Raw genomic sequence first — 14,407 nt, 5'->3', positions numbered from 1 at the left:
GCGTATGGTGCGCCGCGTCTTGTGGTGCGCCAAAAGATTTGTGGGAGATATGCCTTGGGCAACGCGAGAAACATCGCTTTTTGGGTCGTTCTGTTCCTGCTGATACTGGCCCTATTCAACCTGTTCAGCGGTTCCGGAAATACCCTCCAAAGCCAGAACATCAGCTATTCGGAATTCGTCCGTGCAGTGGAAAGCGAGCAGGTCAGCCGCGCCACACTTGATGGCGAACAGATCCGCTATCGCGGGGCCGATGGCCGTGACTACGTGACGATCAAGCCCGAAGATGCGCAGATCACCGAATTGCTGATTGCTAACAACGTGCCGGTGACCGCAGAAAGCCAGCAGCAATCGGGTTTCCAGACTTTCATCCTGTCGCTCCTGCCCTTCCTGCTGTTGATCGGCGTCTGGGTCTATTTCATGAACCGGATGCAGGGCGGCGGCAAAGGTGGCGCGATGGGCTTTGGGAAGTCCAAGGCCAAGCTTCTGACCGAAAAGCATGGGCGCGTCACATTTGATGACGTCGCGGGCATCGACGAGGCCAAGGAAGAGCTTGAAGAGATTGTCGAGTTTTTGCGCAATCCCCAGAAATTCAGCCGCCTTGGTGGCAAGATCCCCAAAGGCGCGCTGCTTGTTGGCCCTCCGGGTACCGGTAAGACGCTTCTGGCGCGCGCGATCGCGGGCGAGGCGGGTGTACCCTTCTTCACCATTTCCGGCTCCGACTTTGTGGAAATGTTTGTGGGTGTGGGCGCGTCCCGTGTGCGCGACATGTTCGAACAGGCCAAGAAGAACGCGCCCTGCATCGTTTTCATCGACGAGATCGACGCCGTGGGCCGTGCCCGTGGTGCCGGTTACGGCGGTGGCAATGACGAGCGTGAACAAACCCTCAACCAGCTTCTGGTCGAGATGGACGGTTTCGAGGCCAACGAGGGTGTGATCATCCTAGCCGCCACCAACCGCCGCGACGTTCTGGACCCTGCGCTGTTGCGTCCGGGCCGTTTCGACCGTCAGGTGACCGTGCCCAATCCCGACATCAAGGGCCGCGAGAAAATCCTTGGTGTGCATGCTGCAAAGGTGCCGCTTGGCCCCGATGCCGATATGCGGATCATCGCACGCGGTACGCCCGGCTTCTCGGGCGCCGATCTGGCCAACCTCGTCAATGAGGCGGCTTTGATGGCCGCCCGTGTGGGACGCCGTTTCGTGACCATGGTGGATTTCGAGAACGCCAAGGACAAGGTGATGATGGGGGCCGAACGCCGCTCGATGGTGCTGACGCCCGATCAGAAGGAAAAAACCGCCTATCACGAGGCTGGCCATGCTGTGGTCGGTCTGGCCTTGCCGAAATGTGATCCGGTCTACAAGGCCACGATCATTCCGCGCGGCGGTGCTCTGGGGATGGTGGTATCCTTGCCTGAAATCGACCGCCTGAACTGGCACAAGTCGGAATGCGAGGAAAAGCTGGCCATGACCATGGCGGGCAAGGCGGCGGAAATCCTCAAATACGGCGAGGAGAATGTCTCGAACGGTCCGGCCGGTGACATCCAGCAGGCCAGCGCGCTGGCCCGTGCGATGATCATGCGCTGGGGCATGTCGGACAAGATCGGCAATATAGACTACGCCGAAGCGCATGAGGGCTATTCCGGCAATACCACCGGTTTCTCGGTCTCCGCGCATACCAAAGAACTGATCGAGGAAGAGGTGAAGCGCTTCATTCAGGAAGGCTATGAAACCGCGCATCGCATTCTGACCGAGCGCAAGGATGAATGGGAACGCCTGGCGCAGGGCTTGTTGGAATACGAGACTCTGACCGGCGAGGAAATCAAGCGCGTGATGCGTGGCGATCCCCCCAAAGGCGACGAGGATGAGGAGGACAAGTCCGACAAAGGCAACGCCGCCTCGGTCACGGCTATTCCGAAGACCAAGCCCAAGGCGAAGCCCGCCGGCGGGCTGGAGCCCGAGCCGACGTAATGGTCGCACCACGCGACACTGACTGGAACCCCGGAACCTATCACAGGTTTCGGGGTTTACGTTTGCGCCCCGCGCTTGATCTGCTGCGCGCCTTGCCCCCGCTTCCAGACGGTCCTGTGGTGGATCTTGGCTGCGGCAGCGGATCCGCCGCTGCTGTGCTGGCGGGTTTTGGCAGGCCCGTGACTGGCGTCGATGCCTCGCCCGCAATGCTGGCCGAAGCGCGCGCGCTGGGGATCTACCAAACACTTCACCAGATGGATATTTCCGACTGGCACCCGGATGGTCCCGCTCCGGCGCTGATCTTCTGCAATGCCGTTTTGCATTGGTTACCGGATCACGAGAGGCTGATTCCGCGCCTTGCCGGACATCTGGCCCAGGGCGGCACATTGGCGGTGCAGGTGCCGCATCAGAACAACGCCCCGTCACACCGGCTCTGGCTCTCGCTCGCCGAGGAGATGTTTCCCGGATGCGTCGACACGGCCCATGGCCCCGATGTCCTGCGCCCCGCCGAATACCACCGGCTTCTATCCCCGCTGGGAGAGTTGTGTCTATGGGAAACCGAGTATTACCAGCAGCTTGATCCTTGCGAGGATGGTCACCCCGTACGCCGGTTTACTGAAACCACCTATGCGCGGCCTGTGCTGGCGGCGCTGGAGGCGGGCCAGCAGGCGCAGCTGATTGCGGCTTATGAGGCGGTGATGGACAAGATCTATCCAGCCTCTGCGGATGGCTCTGTGTTGTTTCCCTTTAGGCGCATGTTCTTTACGTTGACGGTCTGACCGTTCTGCTGGCAGTTGCTTGCGATATCTACTTCCCTGACCGCGATATTAGGCCGGAAAAAAGGACCAGCACCGACCATGCCCGCCTTGAAACCTACCGATTTCACCGGCCATATCACGTGGTTGGGCCTTGTCCCTGACCGCAATGCCAGTCTGCGCGCCGAAGCCCGGGATCATGTGATGGCGACATTCGCGGGTGTGGCGGGCGAGGACCATGCCGGACTGACTCGCCATTCCTGCAGTCGCGTGCTGTCGCAATACAAGCGCAACACCGAAATCCGCAATGTACGCCAGTTCAGCATCGTCGCGGCCGAGGAACTGGCCCAGATCGCAGACCGTATTGGGCTGGCGCGTTTCGATCCGGCATGGATTGGCGCGTCGATGGTTGTCGAGGGCCTTCCCGATTTCAGCCATCTGCCCCCCGCATCGCGTTTGCAAGGCCCATCGGGCGCGACACTGGTGATCGACATGCAGAACCGCCCTTGCCACCTTCCTGCCCCCGTGATCGACAGTGATCATCCCGGCATCGGCGGCGCGTTCAAGACCGCTGCCAACGGACGGCGCGGCGTCACTGCTTGGGTGGAATGCGAGGGTAAGCTGGCCGTGGGCGACTTGTTGACGCTGCATATTCCTGACCAGCGCGTCTGGAAACATCTTGCCGAGGCACGCAAATAGACGAAGTAGGACGGGTTTGGGTTATGCATCAAAATGCGCCCTTTCTCCTTGCTGGCCGCAAGTTGTGGTCCGAATGTCGGAAACGCGATCTTTACCCGCGCAACCGCTCTGTATAGCCAATGAATGGCCTGACAAAGGCCTGGAACAAGGGACACGACATGACCTTCAAGTCCGATATCGAGATAGCCCGCGAAGCCTGCAAGCAACCGATTCAGGATATCGGCGCCAAACTGGATATCCCTGCCGCGCATCTGCTGCCCTATAGCCATGACAAGGCCAAGGTCGATCAGGACTTCATCGCCTCGCTAAAGGACCGACCCGATGGCAAACTTATTCTTGTGACCGCGATCAACCCGACCCCTGCAGGCGAAGGCAAGACCACCACCACCGTGGGCCTGGGCGATGGGCTGAACAGGATCGGCAGGAAAGCGGCCATCTGTATCCGCGAGGCAAGCCTTGGCCCCTGTTTCGGTATGAAAGGCGGCGCTGCGGGCGGCGGATATGCCCAAGTGGTGCCGATGGAAGAGATGAACCTGCATTTCACCGGCGATTTCCACGCGATCACATCGGCCCACAACCTGCTGTCGGCAATGATCGATAACCATATCTATTGGGGCAATGCGCTGGAAATCGATGCCCGCCGGATCGTATGGCGGCGGGTGATGGACATGAACGACCGCGCCCTGCGCGACACCGTGGTCAGTCTTGGCGGTGTCTCGAACGGCTTTCCGCGCCAGACCGGATTTGACATCACGGTCGCATCCGAAGTCATGGCGATCCTGTGCCTGGCCACCGATCTGACCGATCTGGAGCGGCGTCTGGGCGATATCGTCGTGGCCTACACGCGCGAGCGCAAGCCGATTTTTGCCCGCGACATCAAGGCCGATGGCGCCATGACAGTGCTGCTTAAGGATGCAATGCAGCCCAATCTGGTGCAGACGCTGGAAAACAATCCCGCTTTCGTTCATGGCGGCCCCTTCGCCAATATCGCGCATGGCTGCAATTCGGTCATCGCCACGACAACGGCATTGAAACTGGCCGATTACGTGGTGACTGAGGCGGGGTTCGGCGCCGATTTGGGGGCCGAGAAATTCATGAACATCAAATGCCGCAAGGCAGGGCTTTCCCCCGCTGCGGTTGTCGTCGTTGCCACAGTGCGCGCGATGAAGATGAATGGCGGTGTCGCCAAATCCAATCTGGGCACCGAGAACGTCGCGGCGGTGCAGGCAGGTTGTCCGAACCTTGGACGCCATATCGGCAATATCAAGTCCTTCGGTGTGCCGGTCGTGGTTGCGGTGAACCATTTTGCGGGTGATACAGAGGCGGAAATTCAGGCCGTGCGCGACTATGTCGCCGAACAGGGGGCCGAGGCGGTGTTGTGCAAACACTGGGCCCTGGGCAGCGCGGGGATCGAAGAACTGGCCCACAAGGTTGTGGCGCTTGCGGATAGCGGGCAGGCGCAGTTCGCCACGCTCTATCCCGATGAGATGCCGCTGGTCGACAAGATCGAGACGATCGCGAAACGGATCTACCATGCCGACGGGGTGTTGGCCGATGACAAGATCCGCGCCCAACTGGCCGAATGGGAAGCGGCAGGCTATGGCCATCTGCCGGTCTGTATGGCCAAGACGCAGTATTCCTTTACGACTGATCCGACACGGCGCGGCGCCCCCGAGGGGCATACCGTGCCGGTGCGCGAGGTGCGTCTGAGCGCGGGGGCTGGTTTCGTGGTGGCAATCTGTGGCGAGATCATGACCATGCCCGGCCTGCCACGCGTGCCAAGCGCCGAGGCGATCCGGTTGAACGATGCGGGCCAGATCGAAGGCCTGTTCTGAAATGCTGCTGGGGAAGCCTCCGGCGGGGATATTTGAAGCAAGAAGAAGCAAGGAGTGCGGCCTATGACAGCCAGCATCATTGACGGTAAGGCATTCGCGGCGCAGTTGCGTGGCAGGGTGGCAAACCACGTCGCGGCACTGACAGACCACCACGGGATCGTACCGGGGCTGGCAGTTGTCCTGGTGGGGGAAGACCCTGCCAGTCAGGTCTATGTCCGCTCCAAAGGCAAGATGACGGTCGAGGTGGGAATGCGGTCCTTCGAGCACCGTCTGGCGGCGGATACCGATGAAGCCAGCTTGCTGGGCTTGATTCAGGCTCTCAATAACGATCCACAGGTGCATGGAATCCTTGTGCAACTTCCGCTACCGGACCATCTGGATTCCGATCTGGTGATCAATGCGATTGATCCGGCCAAGGATGTAGATGGTTTCCATATCTCTAACGTGGGCCTGCTGGCGACGGGGCAGAAGGCGATGGTGCCTTGCACGCCGCTGGGCTGCTTGCTGATGTTGCGCGCCCATCACGGAAGCCTTTCGGGGATGGACGCGGTGGTGATCGGCCGCAGCAATATTGTCGGCAAACCGATGGCCCAATTGTTGCTTGGCGAAAGCTGCACGGTGACGGTGGCGCATTCGCGCACCCGCGATCTGGCAGCGGTAGTCGGGCGTGCGGATATTGTTGTGGCCGCTGTCGGGCGACCCTGCATGGTTCAAGGGGACTGGATCAAGCCGGGGGCCACGGTGATCGACGTGGGTATCAACCGCATCGACGCGGGCGAGGGCAAATCGCGGCTTGTAGGCGATGTGGATTTCGACAGCGCCAGTGCCGTGGCCGGTGCGATCACGCCCGTGCCGGGCGGTGTGGGTCCGATGACCATCGCTTGTTTGTTGGCAAATACGGTTACAGCCTGCTGCCGCGCCAATGGCCTGACGGAGCCTGAAGGGTTGGGCGTCTGAGGGGCAGCCGCCAAAGACGACCTGATACAGAACCCGACCGGGCAACGGGATGAAAAGGCCTGCGCCGATCAAGGCACCGCGTGTCAGACCTTTCACGGTCTGCCGGTGATCTTTGATCCGGTGCCCGCACGCCGCAGACCAGCGTGACCAGTGTCAGCACGGATGGCCCACGGATCGGGCTGAACGGTTCGATCTTGCGGATGTCGTGAATGGGAAAGCTTGATGCGGCCATCGCCGCAAGCCCCAAACCCATATCCAGCCACGTATACGGTGAAGAGGCGACACTGGGGGTGGCGCAGAGATGATGCAGGTCAGCGGACCAAGCGCCGGTGTCCGCATGGCATGGGACGGGACCCACCCCTCCTGTGCGAGAGGTGGCGAGAATATGTGCGTCATCTTTACAATCGGCGATCGCGTGGTCCGCTTTGACTTTCAACAGATTGGGAGCCGTGCATTATACCATATGTATTTAAAATAATAACTTCGTGATATGTCCGGAGTATTCGTGAATGACCGACAAGCTGCGTGTTTTGATATCCGCGCTTCGTGAACGGCGAGACATTTGGTTTCCACTTGGGCTATGGGTGCTGATGACCGCGGCGGCAGCCATCACGGGACCGTTTCGGACTTACGATTGTCTGGCTCCTCTGCCAAGGACCTTCTATTGGGGTTTTGTGGTTGCTGTTTCGATAGTGGTCAGTATCGCCCACCTGCGGTGTGTCAACAAATATAGCGGCGCAGCGCGCATCATGTCCTGGGCACCCTTCGCATTTGGATTTGCGGCATTTCTGCAGGCTCTGAACACCGCAGTGTTCGATTCCTGGTCAGGTTGGCCGGATTACTTTTGGCTGGTCGGGGTTGTGTTCGCGATCAGCATGTTGACGGAATTTGCCGCAGCCCTGTTGAAGCCCGAAAGCAAAAGCCAACCAGTGCCGCAACAGGATCCTTTCGCGACCCTGATGGAAAGGCTGCCGCTTGAGAAACGTGGCCGCCTGATCCGGATCGAGGCACAGGATCACTATTTGTCGATTGTCACATCTGCGGGTGAAAGCCTGATCCTGATGCGCCTGTCAGATGCCGAGGCGCTTCTGGCCGGCGCCGAAGGCCTGCGGGTGCATCGTTCCCATTGGGTGATGCAGTCCGAGGTCCAGCAGCATATCAGACGGAAGAGGCGCGATTTTCTGGTGATGTCGGACGGTGCCGTGGTGCCAGTCAGCCGCGGGTCTCGTGATAAGGCGGTGGCGGCTGGCTTGATTCTCGGCAGAAGTGCTGCGTAAATTCAGACAAGTCCTTCGAACGGCACCATCGTCCCTTGCAGGATGGCGATCAACGTCCATTTGACAGGCTTTCAGGTTTTGGTCGTAGCGTCACGGCACTTGGGCAGGGTCCCCGCACTTGTCCGGACGGATAACGCTCGACAATCTGTGCTGGAGACCCATACCTGCCACAAGTATCGTCCATTTTTGAATGTAATTGAGCAGTTTTATGATTAATGTGCTTGTTTCAGCATTTTTACGGTTTCTACGCCCCTTGAAGGCGCAGGGGCGGCTCACTATTGCAGCTATGGTGTTCCTCGCATCCGTGGCCGCAGGGCCTTTCGATACTTTGACACGAATTTCACTGGGCGAGCGGTTTGTCTATTGGGCCGGTATCGTCATTACCGCGCTCGTTACGGCACGGCTTGTGCGGATGCTGTTTCGCTCTGTCGCCGCGGGGAAACCGCAATGGCAGATGTCCCTGATGTATTCGGCAACCATGACACTGGTTTTCACTCCGTTTGTCTATGGCTGGACCCATCTGCACGTCCCGCCGCGTGGCGATAGCCTGATGGGATATCACTGGTTCGCCATATATGTCGCCCTGATCAGCATGATCATCTTCCATGCGCACGGGCTGGTCGGGCGGACTCGCCGTTCAAATGATTTCCGCCATTCCGAGGCAGGAACGCTTCCTTTCATTACTCAAGAGGACAAGGACGTCGTCCCCCGCCTTTTGCGCCGGATCAATGCGGATGATCCTGGTCCGATTATCCGCATCGAAGCGATGGATCATTTCGTCACCGTCGTCACGATGCAGGATCAGTACATTCTGCGGCTCAGGTTCGCGGATGCAGTCGATGAGATGGACGGTGTAAAAGGGTTGACCACGCACCGCTCGCACTGGGTCGCCCTTGCCGGTGTGATAGGGCACAAACGCGAGAAAGGCAGGCTGTTCTTGCACATGTCCTGCAACACCTATGTCCCTGTCAGTCGCAAATATTTTCCGGATGTCACCGCGAGAATTCTGAACGCATCGACATCAACGGGGCATCGGAACCGCCAAGGTCCGCTTGCCGATCAAAACAGCGATAGCATTGGCGCCCAGTAAGCCGGCCAGCGCCACATCGCTGCTTCGCAATCCTCCGGTATAGGTGCCATAGGCGGGTAGGATGACCCTGCGGTCGTCGATCAGGAAGGCGGGACGGCTCAGGCGGCCTGCGCGGCTGTGAAGCACGGCTTTGGGATGGTAATGCCCTGAAATTTCGCCGGTTTCGCCGGGCATAGCGATATGCCGGAATGACAGGGGCGGCAGGCTGACCTCGGCCAGATGCGTGCCGCCCAGATCAACGGGGCCGGGGTCGTGGTTGCCCTCGACCCAGATCCAGCGCCGCCCTGCCTGAAGCCGGGCGATCCACAAGCGCGCCTCTTCGGGAAGACCGTCCGAGGCGGCCATATCGTCAAAGCTGTCACCCAGACAGATCACGGTTGCGGCGCTTGTCTTGTCCAGATCGGCTTGCAGCCGCGTCAGGGTCTCTTGCGCCTCGTAGGGGGGCAGCACCATGCCGCCATGCCGTACACGGCGTTCGGATTTGCCGAAATGAAGATCCGACACGCAAAGCAGTGCCTGCGCCGGCCAGAATAGCGCGCCCGATGGCAAGGCGTGCAGGGTTTCTCCTGCTAGAGTAAGGGCGTGATGGGTCATGGTTTGGGTGATGGCAGGCGCTTGCGGTCAAGACAAGAGGGGTCAGGACAGACCGGCCTCGCGCATCAAGTCCTCTGCGGCTTCGGCCATCAGACGCTCGCGCGCCACCCCTTCAACGGGGACGCGGCCGACTTCCAGCAGCAGGGGGGCCGCAAAGGGTGTAAGGCGGTTCAGCCGCAGATGGTCGATCCGGTCGCCGACCCGCTCCAGCATCTCGCGCACGCGACCGAAATCGACAAGGCCGCGCATTGCCTCGGTTCGCGTGATCCTGAGCAGCAGGTGATCGGGGTCGTATTTAACCAGCGTATCATAAAGGATGTCGGACGAGAATGTCGCCTGCCGCCCTGACTTGCGTTGTCCGGCGCTCATGCGGTCGATCAGACCCGCGATCGTCGCCGAGGCGCGGAAGGTGCGCTTCATCACAGCATTGCCTTTGAGCCAGTCTTCCAGACCGTCCTCCAGCCGTTGCGGATCAAGCAATTCCTCCGCATCGGTCAAGGGTTTTAAGCTCCAGATCAGCGTCGCGTAATCGGTGGCGACAAATCCCAAGGGATCAAGACCCATCTCTTCCATACGCTTTGTCAGAAGCAGTCCCAGAGTTTGCTGCGCGTTGCGCCCTGCGAAACCGTAAATGCAGGTATGTTCGCGCCCTTCATGCGGAAAGCTTTCGATCAGTAGCCGCCCCGGTGCCGGCAGTTTGCTGTAGCGGCGCTGCAGGGCAAGCCATGTCGTGGTGTGGTCGGGAAGCTGTGGCCAGTCCGTGGCTTGCAGCAGATGCAGGATACGGGCGCTGAGCTGGGTCGATGTTGCAAATTTCGTTCCCATGAAGGTGGCGATCTTGGGCTTGCGGCCCGGATCGCGGCTGACCTCGACGGTCATTTCGCGCAGCCCTTCATAGCGCACGATCTGCCCGCCGATCAGGAAGGTATCGCCTGCGGTGAGTGTGGCGGCAAAGGCCTCCTCGACCTCGCCCAGCGGCTTGCCGCCGCGATTGCGTTTCAACCTGACCTTCAGTGTGTCGGTGTCCTGAATGGTGCCGATATTCATGCGGATCTGCCGCGCGGCCCGGGGATCGCGCAATTGCCACAGCCCGTCAGGGCGCTGCAACAGCCTTTGCCAGCGGTCATAGGCGCGAAGGGCATAGCCGCCGGTGGCCACGAAATCCAGACAGGCGTTGAAATCGGCGCGCGCCAAGGAGGCATAGGCACCGGCTGTCGTCACCTCGGTGAAAAGTGCATCCGCATCGAATGGACCGGCACAGGCGGCAATCAGGATCTGCTGACAGAGCACGTCCAACGGGCCATCCCCGCGCGCTTCGCCATCCAGATCATGGGCGCGCACGGCCTCGAGTGCCGCCAGACATTCTATAACCTCGAAACGGTTGGCAGGCACAAGTAGGGCTTTGGAGGGCGCGTTATAGCGGTGATTGGCCCGCCCGATCCGCTGCACCAGACGTTTGACATTCTTGGGCGCGCCGATCTGGATCACAAGGTCCACATCGCCCCAGTCGATCCCCAGGTCCAGTGAGCCGGTGCAGACAATGGCGCGCAGATCGCCGCGCACCATCGCAGCCTCGACCCGCTGGCGCTGCACCTTGTCAAGCGAACCATGATGGATGCCGATGGGCAGGCCTTCATCGTTGGCAAGCCAGAGGTTGTGAAAGAAAATCTCGGCCTGCGCGCGGGTGTTGTGAAAGATCAGCGTCGTGCGATGCGCTTTGACTTGCTCCAGCACGGCTGGGATGGCATAGGCAGCCCCCCCACCGGCCCAAGGGGGCGGTTGGTCGGTTCTCAGCATGGCGATATCGGGATCAGGACCGGGATCGGCGGTCAGGATCGGGCAGGGATCAGGGTGGCGCGCCAGAAAGCGTGCGATAGCCGCCGGATCATCCACCGTGGCTGACAGCCCAACCCGCCGCATGTCTGGGCAAAGATGCTGGAGGCGGGCCAGCGCCAGCATCAACTGGTCGCCGCGTTTGCTGTCTGCCAGGGCGTGGATCTCGTCGACAACGACACGTTTGAGACCGGCAAAGATGCGGGGGGCATCTTCGTAACTTGTCAGCAAGGCCAGACTTTCCGGCGTGGTTAGCAGGATATGTGGCGGATCGGCGCGCTGGCGGCGTTTGACATGGGCCGAGGTGTCGCCGCTGCGATCCTCGATCCGCACAGGCAGGCCCATTTCTGCCACGGGTATTTCCAGATTGCGCCGGATGTCGGCGGCCAGCGCCTTGAGCGGCGAGACATAGAGCGTGTGCAACCCCTTATGCGGCGCAGTGGCAAGATCGGCCAATGTGGGCAGAAACCCGGCCAGCGTTTTGCCACCCCCCGTAGGCGCGATCAGCAGCAGGGCCGGATCATCATCGCGGGTCAGCATATCCAACTGATGCGGGTGCGGGGCCCAGCCCTTGTTCTGGAACCAGTCGGCGATGATGGCGGGCAAGGCGGTGCTCATGCGGGCTTAGGTAGGGCAAGCGCGGCACCGAGGCTAGGGGGAGACAGGGCCGCATGTGCCTTGTCCGCGGTGTCATTCGATGGATCCCTTTCCAAGGAGTGTGATTTCAAGACGTTACGCGGACGTGTTACGGATTTTTTTAAGTGATCGGGGGGCGCTATGGCTTGTCGGTCGTGCTGGTTTCGCTTGTCTTGAAACTGGCACACATCGAACCGTCATACACATCGCGTTTCGCATAGGACGCCGTGTAGTAATGGGCGTTTTCTTTACCATTCGACTGGGCAACGATTTTGGCAAGACCGCATGCGATGACATCCATGGCATGGCCGCCAATGCGGGATTTTTCTTGTAGCTGAATACCGATGTCATAGCGGTTGAAACGGGTGGTCGTGATCGCCGTTGCTGCGCTGCGGAGGGGGTCAAGCGCCTCTCCGGTGTGGAAAAGGCGATAGATTACGGGCCAGTCCTGGGTGATCTCGTTGTTGTTCAACGCCATCCATGACCAGTTGGTGACGGGCGAACTGTTGAACGCGTAGACAGCCTTGATCTGGGAGAAGCGATACCCGGCCTGCTGTGCCAGACCGCCGCCTAGCGAATGGCCGGCGGCGTAGATCGAGAGGCCCTCATATTGCGGCTTTTGGAATTCCTCGAACAGTTTTTCAAGTTCTTGCAGCGCCCTACGATATTGCAGGGGTTCAATCCCTGTCACATTGGAGAGGTTCGCGCTCCAATCCCGTAGGCTTGGGCCTTCTGTGCCACGGAACACGATGACCGCTTCCAAGATATTGCTGTTGGGCGATGTGAAGAGAAAGGTTTCGTAGAAAACCCCGCTGGGATCGTCGAGACAGAAATTAACGCCGGGCAGGTTTGCGGCCCGTTCCCACTTTCCCAGGTTGGTATCACTGGGCAGCTTCATGAGTGCGGGATCATCGGCGGGTCGCTGGCACGGCGTGGGATGGCTGAAAGGCGCGCGGTAGTAGACCATTTCGGATAGGACCGCCATGAATCCGAAACGGGCGGCAATCTCTTGGATGAAGGGATCCTGGCCAAGAAAAGGCTCTTGTATCTTGTTCTTATGAACCAGATAGGCGACCGGCGTGACCACCGCACCACAAGCGGCCAGCAGAAGGGCGCAGATCAGAAGGGCGATGAGGTTCTTGATGCAAAGGCTTTGGCGCAACAGTCTACTCGCAAACGGCAATTGTCAAAAAAGGGTTCGTCCCGACAGGCTGGCATGCAGCGCCATGCAGATCAAGCCGTTTCCCAAGCTGTGGTGTTTGAACGGACGATCACTACCGCCTTTTGGGAAAGGGGGGGGCGGCTGTCACTGCTCTGACACCCCGGCCCCCCCTTGCCGCGCGGTTCGTCTTGCGCGTTTTAAGTCGTGGCGCTAGGCCAGTGGGATGAGTATTCCGATGACCCCGAAACAGCACCTGCGCGCGATTGCCGTGCTGGGCTTGCCCCTGATCCTCAGCCATGTGGCGCAGTTCTCGATCTCGTTGACCGATGCGCTGATGCTGGGCTGGTATGATGTGACGGCACTGGCCGCACAGGTGCTGGGCGGCATGATGTTTTTCGTGCTCTTCCTGTTCGGATCGGGCTTTGCATGGGCCGTGATGCCGATGGTCGCCGAGGCCGAGGCAGCGGGACAAAGCCAGCAGGTGCGCCGCGTGACGCGCATGGCGATGTGGTTGTCGATCCTGTTCGGGGCGGTGTCGATGCCCATGATGATCTGGTCCGAGCCGCTATTGCTGATGCTGGGCCAGACCGAAGAGATCGCGCGCGAGGCCAGCCGCTATCTGCGGGTGGCAGGCTGGGGCATTTTCCCCGCGCTTCTGGTAATGGTGCTGAAATCATACCTGGCGGCACTGGAACGCACACAGGTCGTTCTGTGGGTCACGGTTGGTGCTGTCGTGGTGAATGTGATTGTCAACTATGCCTTGATTTTCGGCAATTGGGGCGCACCGGAACTGGGGATTGTCGGGGCGGCCTGGGCCTCGGTCGCGGTGCAGGTTGTGTCGCTACTGTTGCTTGCGGTCTATGCGGCGATTGTCACACGGGAACACGCGCTTTTCATCCGCTTCTGGCGTCCCGACTGGGAGGCGTTCGGACAGGTGTTCCGCCTTGGCTGGCCCATCGGGATCACTACCCTGGCCGAGGTCGGGTTGTTCGCTGCCTCGTCCGTGATGATGGGCTGGCTTGGCACGCTGCCGCTGGCGGCGCACGGGATCGCGTTGCAGATATCCTCGCTGATGTTCATGATCCATCTGGGTCTGGGCAATGTAGCCACGGTGCGCGCGGGCCGTGCGCTGGGGGCAAGGGATATTTACAGTTTGCGGCGTGGCGCGCAGGTGGTGCTCGGGCTGTCACTGGTGACGGTGGTTATCACGATTGTCCTGTTTCTGGCGGTGCCCGAATTCCTGATGGGCCTGTTTCTGTCGCCGGACGAACCGGACCGTCCGGGCGTGATCGCAATCGGTGTGGTCCTGCTGGTAGCAGCAGCGCTGTTTCAGTTGGCGGATGCCGCGCAGGTGATGGCGCTGAGCCTTTTGCGCGGTGTGCAGGACACGCGCGTGCCGATGATTATCGCAACCCTGTCCTATTGGGCGGTCGGGATGCCTGTGGCCTATGTGCTGGGTTTTGTCTTCAATTGGGGCGGTTTTGGTGTCTGGCTGGGGCTTGCCATTGGTCTGGCGCTGGCAGGGGTTTTCATGATGTGGCGCTTCTGGGGCGTGATCCTGCCCCGCCTGAGCCATCAGCCGGAACCGGCGCTGCGCTGACATA

11 protein-coding genes are annotated in these 14,407 nt (G+C 60.3%); 8 read left to right on the top strand and 3 right to left on the bottom strand.

The window, feature by feature from the left end; translation table 11 throughout:
• The first annotated feature begins 54 nt into the window (after positions 1-54).
• From ftsH to K7H22_RS07980, 7 genes are all read left to right on the top strand, one after another.
• Complete coding sequence (gene ftsH / locus K7H22_RS08010) at positions 55-1,965, top strand: ATP-dependent zinc metalloprotease FtsH (protein ID WP_230800210.1); 1,911 nt, start codon at positions 55-57, stop codon at positions 1,963-1,965.
• Positions 1,965-2,744, top strand: a complete 780-nt coding sequence (locus tag K7H22_RS08005; RefSeq protein WP_230800209.1) for a methyltransferase domain-containing protein — start codon at positions 1,965-1,967, stop codon at positions 2,742-2,744. Before ftsH ends, K7H22_RS08005 begins: the two co-directional genes overlap by 1 nt.
• 78 nt (positions 2,745-2,822) lie before the next feature.
• The gene (locus tag K7H22_RS08000; RefSeq protein WP_230800208.1) at positions 2,823-3,419 is read left to right on the top strand and encodes an MOSC domain-containing protein; all 597 of its coding nucleotides are present in this window, start codon (positions 2,823-2,825) and stop codon (positions 3,417-3,419) included.
• 158 nt (positions 3,420-3,577) lie between these two features.
• Positions 3,578-5,254, top strand: a complete 1,677-nt coding sequence (locus K7H22_RS07995; protein ID WP_230800207.1) for a formate--tetrahydrofolate ligase — start codon at positions 3,578-3,580, stop codon at positions 5,252-5,254.
• A gap of 63 nt (positions 5,255-5,317) precedes the next feature.
• Positions 5,318-6,211 carry a bifunctional methylenetetrahydrofolate dehydrogenase/methenyltetrahydrofolate cyclohydrolase FolD gene (gene folD, locus K7H22_RS07990; protein WP_230800206.1) on the top strand — a complete coding sequence of 298 codons (894 nt, stop codon included), beginning with the start codon at positions 5,318-5,320 and terminating at the stop codon, positions 6,209-6,211.
• A gap of 749 nt (positions 6,212-6,960) precedes the next feature.
• Positions 6,961-7,488 carry a LytTR family DNA-binding domain-containing protein gene (locus tag K7H22_RS07985; RefSeq protein ID WP_230800205.1) on the top strand — a complete coding sequence of 176 codons (528 nt, stop codon included), beginning with the start codon at positions 6,961-6,963 and terminating at the stop codon, positions 7,486-7,488.
• A gap of 208 nt (positions 7,489-7,696) precedes the next feature.
• Entirely contained in the window at positions 7,697-8,578 is an 882-nt protein-coding gene (locus tag K7H22_RS07980; RefSeq protein ID WP_230800204.1) for a LytTR family DNA-binding domain-containing protein, read from the top strand.
• On the opposite strand, the gene pdeM is transcribed toward K7H22_RS07980, so the two are convergent.
• The 3 genes from pdeM to K7H22_RS07965 all read right to left on the bottom strand — a co-directional run bounded on the left by pdeM (position 8,510) and on the right by K7H22_RS07965 (position 12,728).
• Positions 8,510-9,172 carry a ligase-associated DNA damage response endonuclease PdeM gene (gene pdeM, locus K7H22_RS07975; RefSeq protein WP_230800203.1) on the bottom strand — a complete coding sequence of 221 codons (663 nt, stop codon included), beginning with the start codon at positions 9,170-9,172 and terminating at the stop codon, positions 8,510-8,512. The two genes, K7H22_RS07980 and pdeM, sit on opposite strands and share 69 nt — an antisense overlap.
• Before the next feature lie 42 nt (positions 9,173-9,214).
• The gene (locus K7H22_RS07970; protein ID WP_230800202.1) at positions 9,215-11,623 is read right to left on the bottom strand and encodes a ligase-associated DNA damage response DEXH box helicase; all 2,409 of its coding nucleotides are present in this window, start codon (positions 11,621-11,623) and stop codon (positions 9,215-9,217) included.
• A gap of 157 nt (positions 11,624-11,780) precedes the next feature.
• Positions 11,781-12,728, bottom strand: coding sequence for a DUF6792 domain-containing protein (locus K7H22_RS07965; RefSeq protein ID WP_230800201.1), 948 nt, complete (start codon positions 12,726-12,728; stop codon positions 11,781-11,783).
• A 298-nt stretch (positions 12,729-13,026) separates the two neighbouring features.
• Between K7H22_RS07965 and K7H22_RS07960 the strand changes: the two genes are divergently transcribed.
• On the top strand, positions 13,027-14,403 hold the full coding sequence (locus K7H22_RS07960; RefSeq protein WP_230800200.1) for an MATE family efflux transporter: 1,377 nt from the start codon (positions 13,027-13,029) through the stop codon (positions 14,401-14,403).
• Positions 14,404-14,407: the final 4 nt, after the last annotated feature.

It is taken from the genome of Seohaeicola saemankumensis (genome assembly GCF_021021435.1).
GTDB lineage: Bacteria > Pseudomonadota > Alphaproteobacteria > Rhodobacterales > Rhodobacteraceae > Seohaeicola.
Note: the sequence above shows the minus strand (reverse complement) of the source record. Positions and strands in the feature narration are given on the sequence as shown.

Bases quoted from the DNA above. Each gene is read 5' to 3' on its own strand.
- K7H22_RS08005 (WP_230800209.1), top strand. From the start codon at position 1,965: ATGGTCGCACCACGCGACACTGACTGGAACCCCGGAACCTATCACAGG.
- K7H22_RS08000 (WP_230800208.1), top strand. From the start codon at position 2,823: ATGCCCGCCTTGAAACCTACCGATTTCACCGGCCATATCACGTGGTTG.
- K7H22_RS07995 (WP_230800207.1), top strand. From the start codon at position 3,578: ATGACCTTCAAGTCCGATATCGAGATAGCCCGCGAAGCCTGCAAGCAA.
- folD (WP_230800206.1), top strand. From the start codon at position 5,318: ATGACAGCCAGCATCATTGACGGTAAGGCATTCGCGGCGCAGTTGCGT.
- K7H22_RS07985 (WP_230800205.1), top strand. From the start codon at position 6,961: ATGTCCTGGGCACCCTTCGCATTTGGATTTGCGGCATTTCTGCAGGCT.
- K7H22_RS07980 (WP_230800204.1), top strand. From the start codon at position 7,697: ATGATTAATGTGCTTGTTTCAGCATTTTTACGGTTTCTACGCCCCTTG.
- pdeM (WP_230800203.1), bottom strand. From the start codon at position 9,172: ATGACCCATCACGCCCTTACTCTAGCAGGAGAAACCCTGCACGCCTTG.
- K7H22_RS07970 (WP_230800202.1), bottom strand. From the start codon at position 11,623: ATGAGCACCGCCTTGCCCGCCATCATCGCCGACTGGTTCCAGAACAAG.
- K7H22_RS07960 (WP_230800200.1), top strand. From the start codon at position 13,027: ATGAGTATTCCGATGACCCCGAAACAGCACCTGCGCGCGATTGCCGTG.